The sequence below is a fragment of the Nocardia mangyaensis genome, from assembly GCF_001886715.1.
GTDB classification, from domain to species: domain Bacteria; phylum Actinomycetota; class Actinomycetes; order Mycobacteriales; family Mycobacteriaceae; genus Nocardia; species Nocardia mangyaensis.
Genome location: NZ_CP018082.1, coordinates 1,804,831 through 1,828,515, shown reverse-complemented (window position 1 = coordinate 1,828,515; position 23,685 = coordinate 1,804,831). Strand labels below are relative to the sequence as shown.

The 23,685-nt window shown below is 64.9% G+C and carries 15 protein-coding genes; 7 read left to right on the top strand and 8 right to left on the bottom strand.

From position 1 onward, the window contains the following. The 5 genes from BOX37_RS08310 to BOX37_RS08290 form a co-directional block, all read right to left on the bottom strand. Entirely contained in the window at window positions 1-2,136 is a 2,136-nt protein-coding gene (locus BOX37_RS08310) for a hypothetical protein (protein ID WP_071927136.1), read from the bottom strand. After that, window positions 2,133-2,864, bottom strand: a complete 732-nt coding sequence (locus BOX37_RS08305; protein ID WP_071927135.1) for a hypothetical protein — start codon at window positions 2,862-2,864, stop codon at window positions 2,133-2,135. Before BOX37_RS08305 ends, BOX37_RS08310 begins: the two co-directional genes overlap by 4 nt. 34 nt (window positions 2,865-2,898) lie before the next feature. Beyond that, window positions 2,899-3,543: a Crp/Fnr family transcriptional regulator gene (locus BOX37_RS08300; RefSeq protein WP_276207262.1), complete on the bottom strand. Its 645-nt coding sequence runs from the start codon at window positions 3,541-3,543 to the stop codon at window positions 2,899-2,901. A 224-nt stretch (window positions 3,544-3,767) separates the two neighbouring features. Continuing rightward, entirely contained in the window at window positions 3,768-4,451 is a 684-nt protein-coding gene (locus BOX37_RS08295; RefSeq protein ID WP_071927133.1) for a helix-turn-helix domain-containing protein, read from the bottom strand. Next, window positions 4,448-4,825 carry a hypothetical protein gene (locus BOX37_RS08290; RefSeq protein ID WP_071927132.1) on the bottom strand — a complete coding sequence of 126 codons (378 nt, stop codon included), beginning with the start codon at window positions 4,823-4,825 and terminating at the stop codon, window positions 4,448-4,450. The genes BOX37_RS08295 and BOX37_RS08290 overlap by 4 nt, the downstream gene beginning before the upstream one ends. 1,012 nt (window positions 4,826-5,837) lie before the next feature. On the opposite strand from BOX37_RS08290, the gene BOX37_RS08285 reads away from it, so the two are divergent. From BOX37_RS08285 to BOX37_RS08275, 3 genes are all read left to right on the top strand, one after another. Next, the gene (locus tag BOX37_RS08285) at window positions 5,838-12,200 is read left to right on the top strand and encodes a DEAD/DEAH box helicase (RefSeq protein WP_071927131.1); all 6,363 of its coding nucleotides are present in this window, start codon (window positions 5,838-5,840) and stop codon (window positions 12,198-12,200) included. Next, window positions 12,200-14,413 (top strand): 3'-5' exonuclease, encoded by a 2,214-nt coding sequence (locus BOX37_RS08280; RefSeq protein WP_071927130.1) that lies wholly within the window; start codon window positions 12,200-12,202, stop codon window positions 14,411-14,413. The genes BOX37_RS08285 and BOX37_RS08280 overlap by 1 nt, the downstream gene beginning before the upstream one ends. A 76-nt stretch (window positions 14,414-14,489) precedes the next feature. Then, the gene (locus BOX37_RS08275; RefSeq protein ID WP_071927129.1) at window positions 14,490-16,727 is read left to right on the top strand and encodes a 3'-5' exonuclease; all 2,238 of its coding nucleotides are present in this window, start codon (window positions 14,490-14,492) and stop codon (window positions 16,725-16,727) included. Window positions 16,728-16,730: 3 nt separating this feature from the next. Here BOX37_RS08275 and BOX37_RS08270 read toward each other — a convergent pair whose 3' ends face one another. Further along, window positions 16,731-18,668, bottom strand: a complete 1,938-nt coding sequence (locus BOX37_RS08270; RefSeq protein ID WP_071927128.1) for an N-6 DNA methylase — start codon at window positions 18,666-18,668, stop codon at window positions 16,731-16,733. 270 nt (window positions 18,669-18,938) lie between these two features. On the opposite strand from BOX37_RS08270, the gene BOX37_RS08265 reads away from it, so the two are divergent. From BOX37_RS08265 to BOX37_RS35945, 3 genes are read left to right on the top strand one after another with little or no spacing between them, the layout of a single operon-like run. Continuing rightward, complete coding sequence (locus BOX37_RS08265) at window positions 18,939-19,466, top strand: hypothetical protein (RefSeq protein ID WP_156910325.1); 528 nt, start codon at window positions 18,939-18,941, stop codon at window positions 19,464-19,466. Further along, window positions 19,463-19,999 (top strand): hypothetical protein, encoded by a 537-nt coding sequence (locus tag BOX37_RS08260; RefSeq protein ID WP_071927126.1) that lies wholly within the window; start codon window positions 19,463-19,465, stop codon window positions 19,997-19,999. Before BOX37_RS08265 ends, BOX37_RS08260 begins: the two co-directional genes overlap by 4 nt. Before the next feature lie 56 nt (window positions 20,000-20,055). Further along, a complete protein-coding gene (locus tag BOX37_RS35945) occupies window positions 20,056-20,469 on the top strand; it encodes a lipase family protein (protein WP_084759491.1) in 414 nt (137 codons plus the stop codon). Between the two features lie 120 nt (window positions 20,470-20,589). On the opposite strand, the gene glnA is transcribed toward BOX37_RS35945, so the two are convergent. Then, complete coding sequence (gene glnA, locus BOX37_RS08250) at window positions 20,590-22,026, bottom strand: type I glutamate--ammonia ligase (protein ID WP_071927125.1); 1,437 nt, start codon at window positions 22,024-22,026, stop codon at window positions 20,590-20,592. Window positions 22,027-22,279: 253 nt separating this feature from the next. Here glnA and BOX37_RS08245 point away from each other — a divergent pair, with 253 nt between their 5' ends. Further along, window positions 22,280-22,735: an RDD family protein gene (locus BOX37_RS08245; RefSeq protein WP_071927124.1), complete on the top strand. Its 456-nt coding sequence runs from the start codon at window positions 22,280-22,282 to the stop codon at window positions 22,733-22,735. A 167-nt stretch (window positions 22,736-22,902) separates the two neighbouring features. On the opposite strand, the gene BOX37_RS08240 is transcribed toward BOX37_RS08245, so the two are convergent. After that, the gene (locus BOX37_RS08240) at window positions 22,903-23,646 is read right to left on the bottom strand and encodes a DUF4191 domain-containing protein (RefSeq protein ID WP_071927123.1); all 744 of its coding nucleotides are present in this window, start codon (window positions 23,644-23,646) and stop codon (window positions 22,903-22,905) included. Window positions 23,647-23,685: the final 39 nt, after the last annotated feature.

Sequence of the window (23,685 nt, the reverse complement as noted above, 5' to 3'; positions counted from 1 at the left end):
TCAATTCATCCTTTTCGACTCGAACATTTTCAGTAATTCGTCAACGGCCGCCACTGGCCCATTGCGTTCGTCCGCCCACTCACGCAGATAGTCCGGGACGACTCCGCTGTCCTGATCTGCTTTCTCCAAGTCGACCAGTAGTCGCCCCAATGGCACGCACAATCCGGAGTCGCGCTCGGCGAGATAAACCCACCGTCGGATCTCGTCATAGGCGGCAGGCAGGAAATACGGTGCTTGCATCAGGCGGGCCAGAAGCACGATGACATCATCGCGATGCTCGCTCGATTCGTCGGCCAGCCAGACCAGCACCGGCCACGGATACACGCCCTCGGCCGTGTCGACCGATAGATCGAAGCTCAATTGCAGGACGCACAGAAACCCGGTGCCGCGCAGGCTGCGATGCTGCGATGCAGTCCACCGGCGCAGCTCGCGTAGCACGGTGCCAGTCATATCGCGGATAGAGAATAGCTGCTTCATGCTGTAACACACCGCATCACGCACATCCGGCTCGGAGCTACGGGCTGCCTGACGGAGCAACAAAATGGCACGCTGCGGCATGAGCTGTCCGATCGTGCTGCCCAATGCGGCTGTCGCCGTCACTCGGCGCGCCAACGGCTGCCCGGGGCGAGACCATGCCGCGAGCATCCGCGCGACCAGCGGCGTGAGTTCTGGCCTCAGACTGGGAAACTGCAACGCACCGATCGCGGCATACTCTTCGTGATGCCGACCGCTGTCGGCCCACGGTTCGATCACCAACCGCCTGGCATGTTCGAACTCGAAGGTGGACAGCAGTCCTACCGCGACCCCGGCCCGCGTGCTGACTCTGAGGTCGTCGGCACCGCCGAGCCCACGCAACCAGTCACGGACCACCTCGTGCGCAGCGGGATATTCCTGCCACACGTACTCGAGCAGGCGCTGCGGAACGCGTTCGTCCTCGAAGCGCACAGCGTCGACCGGGATTCGGCCGTACACGGTGTCCTCGTGCGAGCGATATGACTGGGCACGGACCATGCCCAGTACTTCAACGCTCCGGACGCCGAAGACTGACCGAACCGACGCAATGTCCTCATTATCGACCTCGGCATCGAAGATCAGGCTCGCCAGTGTGCGGGCCGCCGCGGACACGATGTGCAGCGGCATCTTGTTGAACACCGCCAGGGCAATTGCAAATGGGCGGGCATCGGCGTCGAGTTCATCGAACCACTGCCGAAATCGACTGTCGGCGTATGCCGAATACCGGGCGATCACATCGTCGATGTCGGCTTGGCCCTTGACCACCTCGACGAGTTGTGCAGCCAATTCGGTTAGTTCGCGGGTGGGCAGACGGTCATGGGCCACCAGGTCCAACAACACGGACACCTCGGCATACTCGAGTATGCCCAGCTCCTCTTCTGCGAGATGTCTGCGCAGGTGCTCGCGCACCAGTGCCTCCACATCGACAGGTTCTCCGCAGTCGACCACGAAGGGATGGACAGCGGAGCCCAGTTCGACCTGTTCATCCACAATGACGACCAACCGACATTCGTGCTCGAGCAATCGTTTCCCGAGTTGTTCGAGATGGAACTCGCTCAGCGACCGCAACTGGTCGATCTCGGGTGTTTCGAGCAGGTATCCCGTGCGCTCGCTGAACTCGATGCTCAGCGACCGTAGTTCCACCTCAGGACTGAGCTTGTTCACGCCCGCCGAACACTGCCGACTCAGCGCCCGCAGAGCTGTAGCCGTTCTCCCCCACCCCTCGGGAGCGCGCAGCAGTGACACCGGATGCGATTCCAAGCGTTCGCAGATCTGTTCGAACTTCGGTGGTGGCACAAATGTCTTCTCGAGCTCATCAAGTCTGCTGGGCGACACCAGCCCGCTTCGCATGAAACCGACATCGGGACCGCCCGAATGGTTGTCTCGGCCGATCACAGTGCCGACCTGCGGCTCACCAATGAACAGGTTGTTGGCGACAACCGACATGCGGTCGCCACCCAATGCACCCAACGCATCGTTCAGCGCCTCCGCGGCGGCACGTGACTCACGTTTGCGTTCGGCGTCGGTGGCGCGTTCGCGAATACTGTTCGCTTCCTCCTCAGCGTCATCGATACGCTCCGGCCCGGCAGTGTCATCGGCGACCGGTACCTCGGAGTCGCTCACGCCGGTACCGTCCCACCTACATTGTCACCACCGATGATGGTGCGGGCTCGCACGTCACCCACGATCATGTTGTTGGCGGTGATCGAACCGGACTCACCCACCGCTCGAACAGGGTTGGCCTCCTGCGCTACCGCGGGCGCGGATGTGTCGGCGGGCAGGGGCGGCTCCGGGTAACCCGGCACCCTGAGCCACGCCCGCACCGGTCCTTCTTTGGTCGTGATATCGACACTGCGGTACTCAGCGGAGGTCACTGTAGGTCGGTAGTTGTGCCGCACGACACCCTGATACACGATATCGGAAATCACGACGACCCCGACCGCCCTGGCTGCGTTCTTCAGAGTTCCCTTCACCACAGCGGCGTCGTTGAGACGGAAGGTAGCGGTCAGCGCGTCGCTGGACCACCCTCGCCCATCCTTGTGCACATACCCTTCGTGGACTGCGACGCGAACACGCATCCAGTCGAGCGGGCCAACGGTGTGATTATGGGTGCGAACACCTACCACAACCGACTCGACGATCTGGTCGAGGACCTCCAGTACCGGAAGGCTCAGCACGAGTAGGCAACCGTCGCCCCGATCATCGTCGGCGACCACGGTCCCGGTGCGATCCGTCGCCTCGTCGAGTATCCGGTACAGCGTCGAGCGCATCGCCGCGAGCTCGGTGTTGCCCAGTTGGCTCGAGTTCTCGACATCGACGACGAGAAAGGTCCGGTGCATCGGTTCGTTCATGGTGTGCCTCCGTGTGGTGTGAGTCGCCTCATGTCTATCGGGGGTGGCCAGGCGCGTCTGCGTCCAAATGCACACTCGGCAGTCCTTTTACGATGTCGGCCAGTAGATCCGGCCGCAGCAGCTCGATTCGTCGCCGCCCGGTGCGGAGTACGCCGAGATCGCGCAACCGCTTCAGTGCTTTGGACACCGCTTCGCGGGATGCGCCGGCGGCATGTGCCAATTCTTCCTGCGACAACGGCAAGGTGATGATCACTCCGTCATCTCCCTGCTCGCCGTAGCGTCTGGCGTAGTCGACCAGGAGCCTCGCGATACGCTCGGTGACGTTGTACGCACCGAATTCGAGACGCTGTACGTCGGCCTCCCGCAGGCGGTCGACCACCACCCGCAGCAGGGCGAACGCGATCTGGCCATCACCGATGAGCAGGTCACGAAACGCCGAGCCTGGAACCAACGTCGCGGTCACCTGCGACAAGGCCGTCACCGTGGCCGAACGTTCCTTGCCGTCGATCGCAGACAACTCCCCGAGCAGGTCACCGGGACCCCGAATGGCCAGAAGGGCCTGCTTGCCGGTAGCTGCCGCTGACGTCACCTTGACGCGCCCATGCTCGATCACGACGACATGCTCGGACCGATCACCTTCGTGCATCAGCACGGCCCCGGCGGACCATTGACGCCGTATACCGGCCTTCAGAAGGGACTTTCGACAGAGTTGCCAAGCCTCGTCGAGATTCAGAGCTCCCCCTCAGCAAACCATGTGCTCAACATCATTCATCGCAGCACATCGAACATCACAGCGCAACAACATATTTCGACTATGAGACCTCGACTCAGCATCCGCTCACCGACCCGAAGGACTACCGGCCAGCCGCGTGCGAGCAATAGGTAGTCAGCTTGTCGAACGAACTAAGCCTGATCAGTTGTCTCGTCGAGGCACTCGGAATCCGACGAGACATCCAATCGGAGCTGCCGAACCAACCGCTCCATTTCCTTCTCCCATCCGGGGGTCTCGCCACCGGCAGTGTGGATGGCGGTTCGCACTGCGGCTGTGCCGCGGGTGCAGGCCTGGAGCAGGTCGTCTGCGTGGACCTGGAGTTCGACCAAGATCTCGTCTTCACGGTGGTCGAGACGGGCGGAGGAGATGTGATCGAGCGTTTGCAGGTTCGACCAGAGTTCTTCGATGTGGGTGGCGAAATCGGCTTTGTCCCTGACGCCGTCGGCACTGATCGATGCACGGAAGCAGACCGACCATGCCTTCCCCGCGGAGTCGTCTCGATCCACGAGGTGCCGCCTGATTCGGGCGCCCACAGCGTCGTGGCCCGCAGCTCCGCCGAGTGCGTCAGAAGCAAGGCGCACGCGGTATCCGAGGACGTACATCATGCGTGCCAAGCTTCGCAAAGTGAGGTTGCGTCTGCCGCTCAATCGCTGGCTCACTTCGGTGGGCGCCACTTCCAGCAATTCTGCCAGCTGTTTCTTGCTCACGCCCTTCGCGTTCAATGCGCCGTGCACCATCTCGGTAGCCGACAACAGCAGACGCTCCTCCGCGAACAGCGCCTCTGCCTCCGGCGTCCGCCGAAACCATGTCGTCATTGTTCTTGCGCCTCCTTCCAGATCCCCCGTGCCCGTTCGGCCTGCGCGCATACCTTGCGATCGGGCGGCTTGACCGCACCGTGGGTTGCCACCCAGTCCTGCCTCGACCTGATTACGTAGAGCCGATGTCCAGACCTCGTCTTGATCTCATGAACAGGTGGCTCGCCGTTGCATTGCAACGGGCGCATCTCTTCGGGGCTCCGCAGGAAGCCCACCTCCGTCAGCCTGTCCAACCTTGCCCGAAACTGGGCTTGAGGCTGCACCGGTAGACCCTCCAACCAGGCCGAAGCGAGGCATCCGCGTCCCGGCACCACCACACCAAACACCGTCAGTGCGCGACCTTCATAGATGACCTCCAGCTCAAATGAAGACATAACTTCACTTTCTTGGCAGTGTACTGCCCCGATCCAGTAACGCGTGAACTTTGACGCAAAGATGTGACTGGGAGCGGATCCCCCACTTCGGCCCGCTGCTGCGATCGATACCGTACGTGAACATCCCCCACCCGGCCAACGCAAAGCGACGCTCAGGACGGAGAGCTCTGCGCCGATCCGCCTGCTGCGAGGCGAAGCGCGTCAGTTGCCGTCCAGTTCCGCTCGGCACTGCTCTGTCGTTTTCACCGCGATGCACTGTATCCATTCACCCTGGACGTCACCGGACGTCGGGGGTTCACCGCACAGGCGGCCGCAGCGGTCGGCGCCGATGACGGGGGTGCCGTCCGGCCAGAAACAGCCGTTTGCGCCGCACTCGTATCCCCGGCCATTCGAGGGTGCTCCCGACTCGGATTCCGCGTCGAGGCTCTGTTGACCGCCTCGAGTGTCGAAGCACCACTGGGAATAGCGAGTGGTGCCGTCACTCCAGATGGCCGGCCCGGGTGTCCCTTCCAAGCATTGGACCGGGAATGGCTCAGGCGTGTTGGTCGGGCTGGGCTGTGCGGGCGGTTCAATTGGCGCTACCGGCACGGGCGAGGTGGGTAACGACTCGGGCGGTGCGGGCGAAAGTGATTCGAGGCCGGTAGTCGGTGATGGAGTCTCCGACAGCGATGTCGGTGGCAGGTCGATCGAAGGTGGCTGGTCGGCAGGGGCAGAGCAACCGGACAACGCTAGAACAGTGCCGAACCCGAGGACCGCCAACGCACGCCAGATTCGGATGTCCACGGCCCTGCCTTCCATCGAACGATCGATAGGCCGAAATCAGCGTACCTCTAGATGAAAACATCGTCAATCATTGCTGGGCTAGCGTAAACGTGTTAACTTCAGCGAGGGGACCAGCGGCCGTGCGCCGCAGAATCTTCCGACCGGAATCATTGGGTCGACTAGCATCCGACAGACGTGGCGAACAGCCGGTGATCAGCCATAACGGCTGACTGATATTCGAGGAGCACACGTGGGGGCCTTGCTTCCGACCCTGCAGGCCGAGCGGCTGCGGGAGGGGTTGACCGACTATCTGACGACGACCTTCGCGCTGACCGACCCGGATACCCAGGGTGCGCTCACCGACTTCATCGGGCATCCGCGCGACGGAATGTTCAAAGGCCCCTATGTGCGGCTGCGCTTGCCGTTCTCCTCGGCACGGGGCAACTGGGGGATGCACCTGAACTGGTGGCCGAAGTACTTCGAGCCCTACGGGCATCAGGCGGCCGCGTTCGAGCGCCTCTCGAGCAAGTTCCATCGGCGACCGCAGCCGACGCTGGTCACCACCGGAACTGGTTCAGGTAAGACGGAATCGTTCCTGATCCCGATCCTCGACCATGTGCTGCGGGCCAAGAAGGCCGGGGTGTCGGGGATGAAGGCGCTGATCATCTATCCGATGAATGCGCTGGCCAACGATCAGGAGCAGCGGCTCGCGAAGATGATCGCCGGCCACCCCGAGCTGGCGGGAGTCACCGCCGGGCTCTATACCGGGGAGCAGTCCTCGGGTGGGCGGACTCTGGTGTCGGAGGCGGGGCTGATCACCGATCGTCGGCTCATGCACGATTCGCCACCAGACATTCTGCTGACCAACTACAAGATGCTCGACCACATGCTGCTGCGATCTGATCGGGCGCCGATGTGGCGGCAGTCGGCGACCTCGTTGCAGTACGTGGTGCTCGACGAGTTCCACACCTACGACGGCGCGCAGGGTACTGATGTCGCGATGCTGCTGCGCAGGCTCGGGCTCACGATCAAGTCGCACTGGACAACCCGGTCGCCGGTCACCGACGAGGATCGGCTGCGGCCGCTGGGCAAGATCACGCCGGTGGCGACGTCGGCGACGCTCGGATCCAAGGGCGAGCCGACGGCGATGCTGGATTTTGCCGAAACAGTGTTCGGTGAGCCGTTCGACACGGAGACCTTGATCGGTGAGACACGAGTCGACCCCGAGGAATGGTTGGGTAGCCGCAGCCCCGCGCTCGACCGAACTTACTCGCCGGTCGAGCCGGTGATCAGCGAGGCTGTCGCGGAGCTGGATCGTGTGGCGGCGAAAGCACTCACCAACAAGCGGGTCACCGCTGCGGTGCTGGCCAGCCTGTTCCGGCACACTTCCGACATCGATGACTCGCCGGAGCGGATCGCCGCCGGACTGCACCGGCTGGACGAGACCGAGATGCTGGATCTGGTCAAGCGGCACGGAACCCTCGCGCGCATACTGCGAAGCTCCCTCGATGTGATCTCGGTGAAGGAGCTGGCGGCGACTGCGCTGCCCTCCCCCACTGGCGAGCGGGATCTCGGACGGGGGCTCGCCCAGCGCGAACGCTATGTCGACTATCTCTTCGCGGCGCTGTCACACCTGCGCGCCGAAGTCGGGCGCTCCGCGCTGAATGTCGATGTGCACCTGTGGTTCCGAGAGCTGTCCCGGGTCGACCGAGCGGCGACGGTGACGCCGCTGTTCCGCTGGCCCGACGACGGTGCGCTCGACGACACAGGCACCGACTACTACCCGTCGCTCTACTGCCGCCACTGCGGTCGCTCCGGCTGGGGCGTCCGGCTGGCACCGACCGGGAGCACACTCGACACCAGCGACGAGGACATCCGCAGCCACCATGCCGCGGGCGGGCTGCGGTTCCGTGCGCTGATCTCCGCGCCGACCGAGGCCGAATTGGCCGATGCGGTCGAGGGTTTGCGCTGGTTCCGGGTGGACGATCGGGAGATCGTCGATCAGCGTCCCGATGCCGACAGCGCGGAACTGGTCGACGGGCGTGTCCTGCCGGTGCTCTTCCTCAGCGGACCCGACGCCGATGAGAACTCGCGCAAGGATCTGTGCCCTGCATGCGGCTCCGACGACGGTATCCGGTTCCTGGGTAGTGCGATCGCCACCCAGTTGTCGGTGGCACTGTCGAATCTGTTCGGCGACGCGCAACTGGACAAGGTCGAGAAGAAGGCCCTGGTCTTCACCGACAGCGTGCAGGACGCGGCCCATCGCGCCGGGTTCGTCCAGGCCCGATCGCATACGCTCAGCCTGCGTTCGACCCTGCGCAATGCCTTGGGCGACAGCGTCAGTGGTGCGCAGATGCTGACGCTGTCAGAACTGCGTGATGCCGTGCTCGAACGGGCAGCCGAGGATTCGGGCCGACGCTATCACCTGCTCGCACCCGACATTGTCGAGCACGAGGCCTTCGCCGCGTTCTGGCAGCCCGATACCCCGGCTGCTCTGCGGCGCAAGGCAACCAAGAGCGTGGCACGACGAGTTCAGTTCGACATCGACCTGGAGTTCGGGCTGCAGTCCAGGCTCGGCCGCACGCTCGAGCTGACCGGCAGCGTGGTGGCCGAGGTGGATCTGGGCTCCGCGCAACGAGTTGCCCAGCTCGGTGTCACCGCGCTCGAACGGACCGAACACCAGCTGACCTTCGCCGAGCCCGATCCTTCGGCCGTCACTCACTGGGTGCGCGGTGTCGCGGAACGGATGCGCACCCGCGGCGCGATCGCGCACGAGTGGCTCGCGAAATACGTCCACCACGATGCCAACCGGCGGTGGGTGTGGGGCGGCCGTCCCCGAGGTCAGGGAATGCCTGCCTTCCCGAAAGGCCGTCCCGCACCGGCCTTTCCGGCAGTCGGCGGCCGGACCGTTCCCGAAGGATTCGACCCGATCACCGCGTCCTCCTCCTGGTACGCGAGGTGGGCGGCGCAGTGCTTGAACGTTTCACCGCACGAGGGCGGATTCCTCGCACGGGCGCTGTTCGATGTCCTCGCCGAGGAACGAGTGGTGAATACCGCGAGTACCGAGAAGTCGCTCACCGCATACCAGTTGACGCACGACACGGTGATGGTCGGAATACCCGCTGTCGAGGGGCTGGCCGGGATGAAGTACCTGCTCGTGTGCGATGTCTGCCAGACACCGACGCCGGGCAGCACTGCCGTCATCGACCAGCTCGACGGTGCGCCCTGCCTGCTCACCCGGTGCCCCGGCCGACTGACCAGGGCGGCCAAGCACGACAACTTCTATCGCAGCCTCTACGACAGCTCGGAGATGAAGCGGGTGGTCGCGCGCGAACACACCTCGCTGCTGCCGACCAAGACCCGGCTCGAGTACGAAACCAAGTTCAAGAAGACCGACTCCGACCCGACCGCTCCGAATGTTCTCGTCGCGACCCCAACGCTGGAGATGGGTATCGATATCGGCGACCTGTCCACGGTGATGCTCGGGTCCATGCCACGGGCCGTGTCGTCGTACCTGCAGCGCGTCGGTCGCGCGGGTCGTCTCACCGGCAACTCACTCGCCCTCGCCTTCGTCCGTGGCCGGGGCGAGCACCTACCGAAACTGGGTGACCCGACGTCGGTTATCCAAGGCGAAGTTCGCCCGCCGGCCACCTACCTCACCGCGGAGGAGATCCTTCAGCGCCAGTACCTCGCGCATATCGTCGACCGGCTCTCGCGGAAGGCTGGGGCAGAAGATCCTGGAAGCGCGGCCAACGTGCTCTCGAGTTTCGACGAGGGAACCTGGATGGGCACGCTGATCGAGGTCGCCGACGACGACGCCGATCTCTTGCTCGACGAGTTCCTCGGCCAGTTCGGCGATCTGCTCGGCGCAACAACGACAGCTAGCCTACGCGCCTGGGCGACACCACCTGGACTCGGCGAGTACAGCGGGCTCGGGGTGCTGTTGCGCGAAGCCGTGCATCGCTGGAACCGCGACGTCGACGAGCTGCGGCATCGACGCACGGCTGTCGATGCCGCGCTGCCGGACTTCGAGCAGCGCGCCGCCTCCCCCGCCGCCACCGACGACGACCGGCGCGACCTGCGCACCGCGCGCGGCACCCTGCGGCTGCTGTCCAAGAGCATCAACGACCTGACCACCGAACACTGGGTGGGTGTGCTCGAACGCTACGGCGTGCTGCCCAACTACACACTCCTCGACGATGCCGTCTCCCTCGACGTGGGCATCACCTGGATCGATCCCGACACCAACGAATATGCCGAGGACACCGCCAGCTATCAGCGCGGATCGCGGGTTGCGCTGACCGAGCTCGCGCCCGGCGCCACTTTTTATGCCCAGGGTCTGGCCGTGGAAATCGATGCGGTCGACCTCGGAGCGGGCGAATCCGCGATCCATACTTGGCGAGTGTGCCCGTCCTGCGGCTGGGCCGGGATCAGCCACGGTGCCGACCGGACGCCGCCGCCGATCCAGTGCCCCCGCTGTCACTCCGGTGCCATCGCCGACGTGAGCCAGCAGCTGCAGGTGGTCGAAATGGCCAAGGTGTCGGCTGAGGTCCGCCGCGACGAGTCCGCGATCAACGACATCCGCGACGAACGGCGCCAGGAGTCGTTCACCGTGCTGACCGCAGCCGACATCGACCCGGACAACATCACCAAACGGTGGTTCGTCGCCGAGCAGGATTTCGGTGCGGAGTACCTGCGGCGCATGGACATTCGCTGGCTCAACATGGGTCGGCGCAACTCGCAGGGCAGCAAACGCCTGGTGGCCGGAAACTCCACAACCGGTGGACTCTTCCGGGTCTGTTCAGGATGCGGACAGCTCGACAAGGTGGCAGGCCGCAACGAGCCGCACGAGCACCGGAGCTGGTGCAAGTTTCGAAAAGCCGATGACGAGAAGCATGTTCGCGAGATCGCGCTGGCCCGAACGTTGCGCACGCAGGCCGTGCTGCTGCATCTGCCCGGCTGGCTCGAATACGACTCGTTCGCTCATCCGAGCCTCAGCGCGGCGATCCTGCTCGGGTTGCGGCAGGTGATCGGTGGCTCGCCCGAGCATCTCGATGTCGCGGCGATCACCGATGCGCTGCACGCGCCCAACCAGCGAGCCCTGCTCATCCACGACACCGTTCCCGGCGGCACCGGCTATCTCGCCGACTTCGCCAATCCTCGCCGGGTATGGGAAGTACTCGCGGCGGCCCGCGAGGTCGTCAAGAACTGCGATTGCACGGATCGGCTGGCATGCCACAAGTGCCTGCTGCCCTTCGCCCCGCCACGGGAACTGGACAAGGTCTCGCGAGTCACCGCGGCCAAGGTGCTCGACGATCTGCTCGCCTGCCAAGGCAGCGAACCCGACGCGGTCCGGTGGCTGGAAACGATCACCGAGGAGTCGCCTGCCAAACCGGTCGTGAGCCCTGAGTCACCGCTCGAGCGCGAGTTCTATCGGGCGTTCACCGAGCGGTTGACGACGATGGGGGCGACGATCACCGAGCGTCCGGGCACCTATGGGCCCACCGCGACGATCAAGTTGCCCGGCACGAAGATTCGCAAGTGGCAGCTCGAGCCACAGGTCCTGATGGGCAACAGCCAGCCCGATTTCCAGCTACGCACCGAAGACCCCGAGGTCCCGATCATCGCCGTGTTCGCCGATGGGCGGAAGTATCACGCCGTGCCGGGTAAGAACCGGGTCAGCGATGATGCCCGCAAGCGCGAGATCCTGCGTTCGGGCGGTGTTCTCGTGTGGGCGTTCGGTCACGACGATCTCGTCCGGTTCACCAGCGCTCAGCCGGAGCAACCCAGCTGGTTCACCGACAAACTCGCCGGACTCACCCGGAAACAAGGGAATCTGCGCCCTGCGCTGTTCAATCTCTTGCACGCCGATCCGATCACCCAGCTGATCGAATTCATGGTGGACCCGGACCGGGATGCCTGGGCCGCGGTCGGTCGATGGCTCCCCTTGATGTTCTTGCAGAACGGCAAGACCAGGGGGGACAGCGAAGCGATCGGGAGCTGGGCGCTCGACCTGATCAACGGCAGCGGCACGCCGATCGTCAAGGGCGAGTACAACTGCTGGTCCTATACGGACGGTCCACTGACCATCACCGCTGCCGTGCCCGCAACGATGAAGACCATCGACGCGGTGCTGGCGCTCGACGACCGCGACGAAGCACTCGAAGTCCGGGATGGCCATGCGTGGAAGGAATGGCTGCGCCTGTCCAACTGGTTCGGGCTCGACGGTCACACGATCACCACGCGCACACTGCTCGATGCCAGTACCGGCGCCCTCGATGGTGTCACGCCAGGTGGTCCGGTACGGACCAGTGGCGCTCGTCCGGCTGCGGTCGAACTGACACCCGCGTGGCAAGAGCTCTACGACGACACCATCTCCGATGCCGAACGCGAACTCGTTCTCGGTCTTGCGTCGATCGGCGTCCCGGTCCCGGTGCTCGGTGTCGAGACCGATCGTGGTGATGTCATCGACATCGGCTGGCCGGATGCCCGCATCGGGGTCCTCCTGGGCGATCCCGAGGCGGCTCCTACGATGACTGCACAGGGGTGGACGATCTGCCCGGCTGATCCGGCCGAACTCGTCGACGCGCTGAAGACGAACGGGGTGATGTGATGGCGCACATCGTGATGACCAGCCAGCGGAAGTCGGGCAGCGACCTCGATGGTCCGGTCAAACGACGAGCATTCGATTTTCTCGACACGCTGCAGAACAACGAGTCCGCAGCGATCCCGCAGATCGGAACGGTCCCGGGTGCGCGCGACGACCGGGTCCGAGTCAGCCGAATCGGGCTGGGCCACACTGCGATCCTGTTCTCGGTGACGCCGACAGGTGGCGGTGAGGCCTCCTATGTCTACATGGGCGCGTGGCCTGACGACGCGGCTGCCGAGCTGGCACCCCGCGCCGGCCTCCAGGTGAACCCGGTCAATGGCGTGCTCGACCTCATCGTGCACGATGATCTGCCGATCGAGCCGACCCCGACCCCCGGTCATGCTCGTACTCAGGCACATTCGGGCTATCTGACCGGCTTGGGGTTCACCGCCGAACAGCTCACCCAGGAGCTCGGCCTCGACGCGAATCTCGCCGAGCGCGCACTGGTGGCCGCCGACGACCATGTGCTCAACACGATCGCCGCCGACGTCGACGGCTGGCAGGGGCACGCACTACTCGAACTGGCCTGCGGCGTCGGTATCGGAGACATCCGGGAGAAATTGCGTCTCACCGAGAACCCGGTCGATCCATCGCTCGCCGAGGACGACCAGATCCTGCAGGCGCTCGAACACCCCGCCAGCCAGATCCAGTTCAACTACATCGGCGACGATGCCGACGAGCTACGGCGCGTCATCGAAGGTGGCAGCTTCGCCGCCTGGCGGACCTTCCTGCATCCCGAACAGCGGGCCTACGCCGACAAGCACTACAACGGCGCGTTTCGGCTGTCCGGTGGCGCAGGCACGGGCAAGACGGTCGTCGCGCTGCATCGAGCTCGCAATCTGTGGCGTCGTAACCCGGACGCCCGCATCGTGCTCACCACGTTCAATCGAACGCTCGCCCGGCAGTTGCACGCAGACCTCCAGACGCTGGAACCCGGCATCACGATCGCCGCGAAGCCTGGCGACATCGGCGTCTACATCGACGGAGTCGACAAGTTGGCCAGCGATGTCCTGGTCCGAGCCCGCGATCTGGCACCGGTCACAGAAGCGGTGCTGGGCAGTGCCACCGACTTGTCGCCGCGGCGCACCGACACACTCAAGGTGTGGCGGGAGATCACCAAATCGGTGGACTCCGGTCTGGATCCGCGTCTGGCCACCCCGGCCTTCCTCGACAATGAGTACACAGCGGTAGTGCTGGCCAATCAGGTGACCACCGTCGCCGAGTACGCGAAGGTCGCCCGGGCCGGGCGCGGAGTACGGCTGAACCGCCCGCAGCGGATCGCCGTCTGGAAGTTGATCGAGGCATTCCGGCGTCGCGGCCGGATGGACGGCACCGTCAGCTTTCCGGAGGTACTCGCGCTGGCAGCGGAGTACCTGCGCAGGCGCGGCAATGCGGGCGAGCCCTTCATCGCAGACCATGTGATCGTCGACGAAGCTCAAGATCTGCATGCCACCCACTGGGCGATGCTGCGGGCTCTGGTCGCCGAAGGGCCCGACGACATGTTCATCGCCGAGGACTCCCACCAACGCATCTTCGGCCAGCCGGTGGTGCTCGGTCGGCTCGGGGTGAAGATCGTGGGCCGTTCTCGACGCCTGACGCTGAATTACCGCACCACCGCCGAGAACCTGAAATTCGCGGTCGACATTCTCTCCGGCGCCGACTACCGCGACCTGGAAGAAGCCGAGGAATCCACACACGGATACCGTTCGGCGCGAACCGGTCCCGAACCGATTCTCCTCGCGTGCACCTCGCTGTCGGATGAGCTCGACCAGGTGGCCGCCCGTGTTCGTTCCTGGCTCGATGAGGGAGTCGAGCCGTCGAGCATAGCGATCCTGACCCGTGGAAAGAACGATCGCAGCCAGTTCGTTCGGGCGCTGGGTGAGCGTGGAATCGACGCGCGGGTGCTCGACGACAACCCGGCCGGGCCAGGACACGTGCAAGTGCTGACCATGCACCGGTCCAAAGGCATGGAGTTCGCGAAGGTGATTCTCGCCGGTGTGGACGACGCGCATGTACCGGCCAAGTCGGTACTGAACGAAGCGCCCGAGGAAGAGCGGGCCGAGGCCGAGCTCCGGGAACGGTCACTGCTGTATGTAGCGGCGAGCCGTGCGCGCGACCAGCTCGTCGTGACGTGGAGCGGACGGCGTTCCGCCCTGCTCCACACCGCGGCACAGTAGCCGCATCCGCGCTCGACTCGATCCTGACCGGCAAGAAATCGGCGCACGTCGCCGATCGAAGGAACTGAGGTGTGCTGTGGCGACCGTTGTGTTGGCGACGAACAACAAATCGATGCCGAAGCTCGACGGGTCGGTCAAGGACAAGGTCTACGACTTCTTCGAAAAGGTCCGGGCCGACGACACCGCGCCGGGGCTGCACATCGAACCCATCAGGGGCTCCGCCGATGCTCGAGTGCGCACCGGACGGGTAGATCTGAACTACCGAGCGCTGATGTTCCGCATCGATGACAGATTCGGCGACGCCACCTACATCTATCTCGGCACGTGGAAACACGATGTGGCCAACAAGCTGGCCGAGAAGTCCACCCTGCGGGTCAACCCGGTCAACGGCGTGCTCGAAGGCATTGTCGGCGAGCTCGACGGCAACGCCGATCGTAAGAAGCGCTCGGTCGTACCCGATCCACTCGGGGTGCTCGCGGCCATGGCGGCCCAACCGACCATCGGCTACCTCAGCCGTGCCGGTTATGTTCTCGAACAGCTCACCGATCGCCTCGGTCTCGACGCGGCACTGGCAACCGAGGTCCTCACCGCACCCGACCAGGATGGCGTGTTCGCGGTAGCGCAGACCACCGAGGTGACCTGGCAGCAGAACGCCATCCTCGAACTCGCGGTCGGCCGGTCCATCGACGACATCCGTGACACGCTGGGCTTCACCGAGCGGCCCGTGGACGAGAGTCTCGACGAGAACGAACAGATCCTGGCCGCTCTCGAACACCCCGCGACCAGAATGCAGTTCACCCTCGTCGATGACAACGACGAGCTCCGCCGCGTCATCGAAGAAGGTGACTTCAAAGCCTGGCGAACCTTCCTGCATCCGAACCAGCGCCGGTTCGTGGAGAAGCAGCAGCGCGGCGCTTTCCGGCTCTCGGGCGGAGCAGGGACCGGCAAGACCGTGGTCGCGCTGCACCGTGCCCGTTACCTGGCGCAGCAGAATCCGGACGCGCGAATCGTGCTGACGACCTACAACAAGACCCTCGCCAAATCACTGCTCGACGACCTCCGCGCGCTCGATCCCTCCCTCACCATTGCCGACGAGCCAGGCGATCGCGGTGTCTACATCGCCGGCATCGACAAACTCGCCGCAGCGCATCTGCGGCGCAACAAGGAATGCGACGAAGCATTCACCGCGGTCTTCGGTCCCGGAACTTCGACACGGCGTGGACGAACTGTCAATGCCGATTTCGGGTGGTCGGAAGTGGCTGCTGGCGTCCAGAACACCCTCGACCCGCGATTGAAGCATTCGTCGTTCCTGGCCGCGGAATACGTCAGCGTGGTGCTGGGCAATCGCATCACGACCCAAGCCGAGTACTTGAAGGTGCCGCGGGCCGGCCGGGGCGTACGGCTCAGCCGCCCGCAGCGGTCCGCCGTGTGGCAGCTGATCGAGGAGTACCGCAAGCGCGGGCGCAACGCCGGGCGACTCAGTTTCCCCGAGGTCCTCGCCTTGGCCGCAGCGGACTTGCAGTGGCGAGCCAGGTCCACGGGGCACACCATTGCCGAACATGTGATCGTCGACGAAGCGCAGGACCTGCACGCTACACACTGGGCGTTGCTCCGCGCACTGGTCGAGGAGGGTCCGAACGACCTGTTCATCGCCGAGGACTCGCATCAGCGGATCTACGGCCAGCCGGTGGTCCTCGGCCGTCTCGGCATCAACATCCGGGGTGGGCGTTCCAGCAAGCTCACCCTCAATTACCGCACCACCGCCCAGAACCTGCACTTCGCCGTGAGCATCCTCGAGGGTGCGACCTATCGCGATCTCGAGGAAGGTGAGGAGTCCACGGCGGGCTACACCTCCGCCCGTCTCGGCCCGGACCCGCGCCTGGTCCCCTGTGCTTCGGTCGTCGAGGAACTGGATTCGATCGCCGACCAGCTGAAGACCTGGATTGCCGACGGCATCGGTCCGGCCGACATCGCGGTCCTCGCGCGCGGCCATCGCGAACGTGACCTCATCGAGCGCGCACTCAACGAACGCGGTGTTGCCGCCAAAGTACTCGATGACGACCTGCCGACCAGCGGACAGGTTCCCGTGCTGACGATGCACCGATCCAAAGGCATGGAATTCCGCTGTGTCGTGCTCGCCGGTATCGATCGTGATCATGTGCCGTCACAGCACCAATTGCGTGGCGTGCCAGAGGAGGAACTCAACGAGGCCCAGCAGCGCGAACGCTCGCTCCTCTATGTCGCCGCCAGCCGGGCACGCGATCAGTTGGTGGTCACATGGAGCGGTGAGCTCTCCGAGCTGCTGAAGCAGTAGCCGTCACTCGTCCTTGGTAGGCGGTTCCAACGCGCCCGAGGTGAGCCCGGTCCCGATCAGATCTGCTGCCCGTTGGGCAGCATCGGCTGTATGCACCGCCGCCACCCGCAGCCGGTGCAATCGCCGGAACGCCTCCGCGTACGGCTTCTGATCAACTGGGTGCACGTTGGGGATGCGCAAGCGGAAAGGGTCGAGGCGGATGGTTGTTGCGCCGACCATGGCTGCCGAGTTGTCAGGGCTGCCGACGAAACCGGCGAAGAACCAGGGGTCCATCCGGTCCGGGTCGGTGCGGAAGACGATGACACCCGCACCGGGAACTGCCCCGACGTCCTCACCTTCGGCGACGCGGGCGCCTTGAGCGGCGCCATGGTCATCGCGGAATCGGGAGACCAGGACATCACCGTCGCGAATCGGTTCGGAAGAGACCTGGACACCCGGCCCGGTGAGGCCAGACGGACCGCGGCCCGAAAGAAGGTCTCGGGCAGAGAGAACGGGACGGACTGGGGCATCGGAATCAGCGAGTTCTGTCGAGGAGCTGACTATTCGAACGACGCCGCCACGTTCGAGGTCACCGACCGTGGCGGTGCGCAGGGCGGTACCACTGCCGGCGGGCCACACTTCCAAGGTGGCAGCGGTATCGCGGAGGTAGGCGAGGTGTTCACCGAGCAGCGCGACAGCGGCATGGGCGGAGGATGCGACACTGCCGGTGTCGACCGCGGCGCGTACTCGTCTCGCGGGAGTGAGGTCGACGTCGTCATCGAGAATGTCCATCACACGGACGACCGCGCTGAAATCGGCTATGGTGGCCGCTTCGGTGTCGCCGTGATCGAAGTAACGCCACGAATCGATGAGCCGGTCGGCGAGGACCTGCCAATCCGGTTGAGTGTCGCCACGGTGCGGGAGGCGGGCCGCGTCGGCGAAAAAGATGGAGTCCTCGGAGGCAGCGCGATCGGGTCGGCGCAAGATCCAGATCTGCAGACCGATCTGACGTGGCGTCGACGCACCCGGGGGCAGTGCGACCACTGCCCGGAGGGCACCTGCACGCAGCAGTTCCATCCTGATTCGTCGGCCGGATGTCCGGGAAGCGACCGCAGGCGGTAGCAGGACGACCGCGGTACCGCCAGGAACCAGGTGCGAGATGGCGTGCTGCACCCAAGCGAGTTCGGATTCGCCGCGCGGAGGAACCGAGTATTCCCAGCGCATGTCGAGAGCGAGCTGATCGGCACCCCAATCTCTTTGTGCATAGGGGGGATTGGTGATGACGGCATCGAACTTTTCGCCTGGGAAAGCATCAGCGAGGAGGCTGTTGCCCGTGCGGATGTCGACGGAGACCCCGGGTAACTCCGCGCTCAACAGCCTTTCGGTGCGGGCGGACTGGACCGGCAGAGAGTCTTGGCCCGCGAGCGAGGTCGCGCCGATCCGCGCCGCCTCGATCAGCAAGGTTCCACTGCCGCAGGCCGGATCGAGAATACTGCTCCGCGGCAGCGAAGCGGAGGCAGCGAGCAGGTCGGCCATGAGGGCCGCGACCGGATGATCAGTCGGATAGACACCCGTGCTGGGCACCGCGTCGAGCCCACGTTCCGCCAAGGTGTCGAGCGTCTGTTTGAGACCGACCACACCGATGGCAGCGTTGACAGCGGCATGCACTGGCGAGCTGTCGGCACCGATCTGGCCTATGAGGGTGGGCACGGACGCCGGATCGACGTCGGAGCGCAGCAGAGATCGCAGGCGTTGCACCGGCGAATCCGCTGATTGCACACCGTGTCCGCGCAGCCACTTCTGCACCTCACCAAGGTCGAACACAGGACGTGTCTCGGTGCCACCCGAAGTCGGGGCAGGAAAGTCGGCATGCCTGCGGCGCCAGTTGCTGACAGTGGCGCGCGTGACGCCCGCAAGCCTGGCGATTTCCGCCGCGGCGACCGTGGGCGATGTGTCGGACATGGGCCTCCTTTCGACCCGCCACCGATGGCGGGAGGTCGTCAATCCTCAACGTAGCACGCTCATTTTGACGATGTTTTCACAAGCGGCGGTACTGGTCTCTGAAAACATTGTTAACTGCTTGCAGGCGACATGACTTTGATGCTACGGTAACGACGCAGCGACCCCCGAGTGCCGATCAGAGGCGAAACCGGTCGCTCCACCACCGATTCCCCAGATCGACGGCCCACAGAGGCCGCTGTTCGTCGCGCCCTCGAACGCCTAGGAGACCGTATGTCCACCCCTCGACAGCTCCGTAGTCGCCGGCGTATGCACCGCGCCTCGCATGCACTGCCGCTCCGGCACGGGCACGATCTGTTCAGTCGACGCACGCGCGTTCCGACGACCAGGTGCCTGTACGGCAAACGCCGCTACTTCACCCGGCTCGACGCCGAGCTGGTACTGGCCTGCCTCGACCGGCGCGATCCCGCTCGTCGCGAAACACGTTGCTACAAGTGCCCCGCCTGCCATGGCTGGCATCTGACCAGTCAGACGCTCGAGCAATACGCCGCTGAGCACAGCGCGCCCGAACCTGCCTCCGGTTCGGCAAGGCCCCCGACCACGCTCGACCTGCCGTATCCGCGCGGTCCGGTGCCGACGCCAGCCGAGGTCGCCGACCGGCTCGGACTCCTGCGCACTGTTCCTGTTGCACCGCAGCAGAATTCCGCGCCGAACGGGCTGCGCACCCTACTCCGTCGCGCCTGGCGGCACGTCACACACACCCTCCATCGACCATCGACAACAACCGAGGAGCTTCGATGACCCGCCCGCAGTACCCGTACCCGGCACCGCCGCGGCCCCCTGCCCCGAACAACGCCGCAAAGACCGTCGCGATCGTGGCGGCAGCTCTCGGCGGACTCTGCGTCACCGGTCTGGCGATCGGCGCGATCGGAGGGATCGTCTCCAGTGACAGCGCGAGCACTTCACCCTCCAGCACCCTGGCAGTTGCCGCGACACCGGAGTCACCGCGCATGACGACCACGGCCGCAGCTCGCTATGACGCCCCTTCGGCGGACAACCTCGCAACCGAACTCACTGTGACCGAGAAGCAGTGCTTCGGGTCGGCAGGATGCAACTTCAAGTACGAGCTACGAGTGGTGGTCACCCAGCCGGTCACTTTCGACCCGGCCAAGTCGTATCGGGTTTCGATCGTCATCGACGGCGGCACGAACTGGGAGCGGATCCACTCCCTCGACGTCAGAGGTACCAAAGCCGATGTCGTCAGCGGACGAGTCAGCTCTGACACCCTTGCTACCCCCGTGGCGGTCATCGAATCGGTCACCGCCAAACCCTGAAGCGAAACGCACCGCGAATATCGTGAGGCGAGCGTGTCACGTACTGCTACCGGTGCATCAGCTGCGCGTACGGTCACTCGTCGGCACGGGCGACAGCCGCGATCGGCCCGAACTTCGTCGTCGTTTCGGGTATCCATCACGATCCGGACATATACCCTGACTGCCTCGAGCGGATTCGCGGGTGGCGGTCGCTCCAGGGAGGGAAGTCCGATGATGGTCAGTGTCGTATCAACCTGTGGTGCAACGACGAGATCATCGACATCGCGGGGGTCGACAAGGCCGTGGCACAGTGGTGCGCGTCGGGGGCACAGATCACCTATACGCGGGACCAATGGAGCGAGCACGTCAGTCTCGCGATCAGCGCGACGCCCGCGGTCCTGCGCTGGGTCGACGAGCGTCTGGCAGGTCAGGCCGCGCCCGACGGTTGCTCGACGCGCACGGTGCTGTCCATGTCGCTTGACGGCGCCTAGCGCGGCGGGGACTGCGTTGAGCTAGGTAGCGATCTACTCTTCAGAAAATAAAACGCCCGCCCCACGAAGCGTGGGACGGGCGTTTCAGGTACTGCTACCGACGGTCCGGCTGGTGACGACTCACACGTCGTAGTACAGCTCGAACTCGTAGGGGTGCGGGCGGAGGTTGACCGGGGCGATCTCGTTTTCGCGCTTGAGCGAGATCCAGGTCTCGATCAGGTCCTCGGTGAAGACGTTGCCTTCGGTGAGGTAATCGTGATCCTGCTCGAGGCGGTCGATGACCGTCGCGAGGCTGGTGGGGGCCTGGGGGATGTTCTTGGCCTCCTCCGGCGGGAGCTCGTAGAGGTCCTTGTCGACCGGGGCCAGCGGCTCGATCTTGTTCTTGATGCCGTCCAGGCCGGCCATCATCATGGCGGCGAAGGCCAGGTACGGGTTGCCCGAGGAGTCCGGCGCGCGGAACTCGATGCGCTTGGCCTTCGGGTTGTTGCCGGTGACCGGGATGCGGACCGCGGCGGAGCGGTTGCGCTGCGAGTACACCAGGTTGATGGGGGCCTCGTAGCCCGGCACCAGACGGTGGTAGGAGTTCACGGTCGGGTTGGTGAACGCCAGCAGCGACGGGGCGTGGTGCAGGATGCCGCCGATGTAGTGACGCGCCAGATCCGAGAGGCCACCGTAGCCGGCCTCGTCGTGGAACAGCGGCTTGCCGTCCTTCCACAGCGACTGGTGCACGTGCATGCCCGAGCCGTTGTCACCGAAGAGCGGCTTCGGCATGAAGGTGACCGACTTGCCGGCCTTCCACGCGGTGTTCTTCACGATGTACTTGAACAGCTGCAGGTCGTCGGCCGCGCCGAGCAGGGTGCCGAACTTGTAGTTGATCTCGGCCTGACCGGCGGTGCCGACCTCGTGGTGGCCGCGCTCGAGCTCGAAGCCCGCGTTCTGCAGGTTGGTCGAGATCTCGTCGCGCAGGTCGACGTAGTGGTCGTACGGGGCGACGGGGAAGTAGCCGCCCTTGTTGCGGACCTTGTAGCCCAGGTTGCGGCTGCCGTCCGGGTTGAACTCCTTGCCGGTGTTCCACGAACCGGAGACGGACTCGATCTCGTAGAACGAGCCGTTCATGCCGGAGCCGTAGCGGATGCCGTCGAAGATGTAGAACTCGGCCTCGGCACCGAAGTAGGCGGTGTCGGCGATACCGGTCGAACGCAGGTACTCCTCCGCCTTGCGCGCGATGTTGCGCGGGTCGCGGGAGTAGGCCTCACGGGTGAACGGGTCGTGCACGAAGAAGTTCAGGTTGAGCGTCTTCGCGTTACGGAACGGGTCGATCCGCGCGGTGCTGAAGTCGGGGAGCAGGAGCATGTCCGACTCGTCGATCGACTGGAAGCCACGCACCGAGGAGCCGTCGAACGCCAGACCCTCTTCCGCCAGATCGGCGGTGAACGCCTTGGCCGGGATCGAGAAGTGCTGCTGAACGCCGGGCAGGTCGGAGAAGCGGATATCGACGTACTCGATGTCCTCTTCCTTGATGTGCTGGATGACCTCTTCGGCCGTGCTGAACGTCACTTGTTCTCCTTACGGATCGGTTCCCAGCCAGTAACCATGCATGGGTTCGTCGCGACCTGACGGTATGGACGCGGTGTTTCCCGACAGTCAAGGCTGTGTTTCGCCAGTGTTACGCGTGCGGCGGACTGGGGTGATGCCAGCCATCCGAGCGCGACCTGCATGGTAATCCTGCCATCCGCCCTCGCGGTGCGATGACGTGACCTCCACCGATGCGGTCGTGAGCGGGCGATAGTCCGCCACTATCCTGGAGCCCATGGCGCGTATCACCGGCACATGGCTCTCCGGATCTTCGGCGGAGCCGGGCGACCCGGAAACACCCGGCTACCCCGGCGAGCTGTACGGGCTGCCGCGCTCGGGTGCCGGGTCGCTGGCCGCGACCTGGCGCCGGGTCGTCGCCCTGTTCATCGACTGGTTCATCGGCGTCGGGATCGCCGCGATCATCACGAAGGGGTTCACCTCCTCGACGATGCCGCTGCTGGTGTGGTTCGTGATCGGCGTCGCGGCGGTGATCCTGTTCGGCTTCACGCCCGGCCAGTACTTCATGAAGCTGCGGGTGGTGCGTATCGATGCGCCGGTGACAGTCGGTTTCGTGCGCGCGCTGGCCCGGCAAGTGCTGCTGGTCTTCGTGGTTCCCGCGCTGTTCACCGACGCCGACGGGCGCGGCATGCACGACCAGGCCACCGGTACCGCACTGGTCAACGCCCGCTGATCCCTGCCCTGGCCCCCTGCTGGCACGGATGACGGTTCCTTCGATCCGCCGTGACGCTACCGGCGCCTACGACCGGGCGATCTGGCTGCTCACCGGGCGCACGGCGACCAGCTGACAGAACACCGCGAGCCCGCCACCTCGGGGTGACGGGCTCGCGGGAAGTCGAGTCAGCGGCGACGGATCGCGCGCTGCATGCCCTTCATCTTCGCACCGGGGGGCATCGGGCCCTTCGGCATCGCGGGACCACTGCGCGAACTCAGCGCCGAGAGCCTGCCCTCGATCTGTTCGATCCGCTTGGCGTCGATGTTGCGCGGCAGTTTGGTGAGGTGCTTCTGCAGATTCTTGAGCGGAATCTGGCCGTCGTCGTTACCGACGATCACCTCGTAGATGGGGGTGTCACCGACCAGTCGGGCGGTGCGCTTCTTCTCCTGCGCGATGAGCGACTTGACCCGCTGCGGGGCGCCCTCGGCGACGAAGATCACGCCGGGCAACCCGATGACGCGGTGCACGGCGTCGAGCTGGGTGGTCGCGGCGACGCCGTTGGCGACCCGCCACTTGCCCTGCAGGTTCTCCAGCACCCACGCCGCGGCGCCCGCCTGGCCCTCGGCCTTGCGGTAGACGTTCTTCTGCACCCGGCGACCGAAGATGATGAACGCGAACAGCACGCCCAGCAGCAGACCCAGCGGCAGCAGGAACCACTGCATGTCGAAGATCAAGCCGATCAGGAAGAAGACCACCGTGGTGCCGACGAGTGCGCCGATCATCAGCGGCAGCAGCGCCTTGTCTTCCTTGCGCTGCATGGTGAACGCCTGCCACAGCTGCTGACGTCGCTCGCGTGATGCCTGCTTACGTGCCGCTTTAGCCGCGGCCTTGGCTTCCTTCGACGGCTTGCCGCCCTTGCCTCCTGCCATAGGGTTCAGCTTAGATGGCGCCCCGCGGGCCGGTCGGAC

What these genes read in the sequence shown, in the direction of transcription:
- BOX37_RS08305 (WP_071927135.1), bottom strand. Translation starts at nt 2,864, where the DNA reads ATGAACGAACCGATGCACCGGACCTTTCTCGTCGTCGATGTCGAGAAC.
- BOX37_RS08295 (WP_071927133.1), bottom strand. Translation starts at nt 4,451, where the DNA reads ATGACGACATGGTTTCGGCGGACGCCGGAGGCAGAGGCGCTGTTCGCG.
- BOX37_RS08290 (WP_071927132.1), bottom strand. Translation starts at nt 4,825, where the DNA reads ATGTCTTCATTTGAGCTGGAGGTCATCTATGAAGGTCGCGCACTGACG.
- BOX37_RS08280 (WP_071927130.1), top strand. Translation starts at nt 12,200, where the DNA reads ATGGCGCACATCGTGATGACCAGCCAGCGGAAGTCGGGCAGCGACCTC.
- BOX37_RS08270 (WP_071927128.1), bottom strand. Translation starts at nt 18,668, where the DNA reads ATGTCCGACACATCGCCCACGGTCGCCGCGGCGGAAATCGCCAGGCTT.
- BOX37_RS08265 (WP_156910325.1), top strand. Translation starts at nt 18,939, where the DNA reads ATGTCCACCCCTCGACAGCTCCGTAGTCGCCGGCGTATGCACCGCGCC.
- BOX37_RS08260 (WP_071927126.1), top strand. Translation starts at nt 19,463, where the DNA reads ATGACCCGCCCGCAGTACCCGTACCCGGCACCGCCGCGGCCCCCTGCC.
- BOX37_RS08245 (WP_071927124.1), top strand. Translation starts at nt 22,280, where the DNA reads ATGGCGCGTATCACCGGCACATGGCTCTCCGGATCTTCGGCGGAGCCG.
- BOX37_RS08240 (WP_071927123.1), bottom strand. Translation starts at nt 23,646, where the DNA reads ATGGCAGGAGGCAAGGGCGGCAAGCCGTCGAAGGAAGCCAAGGCCGCG.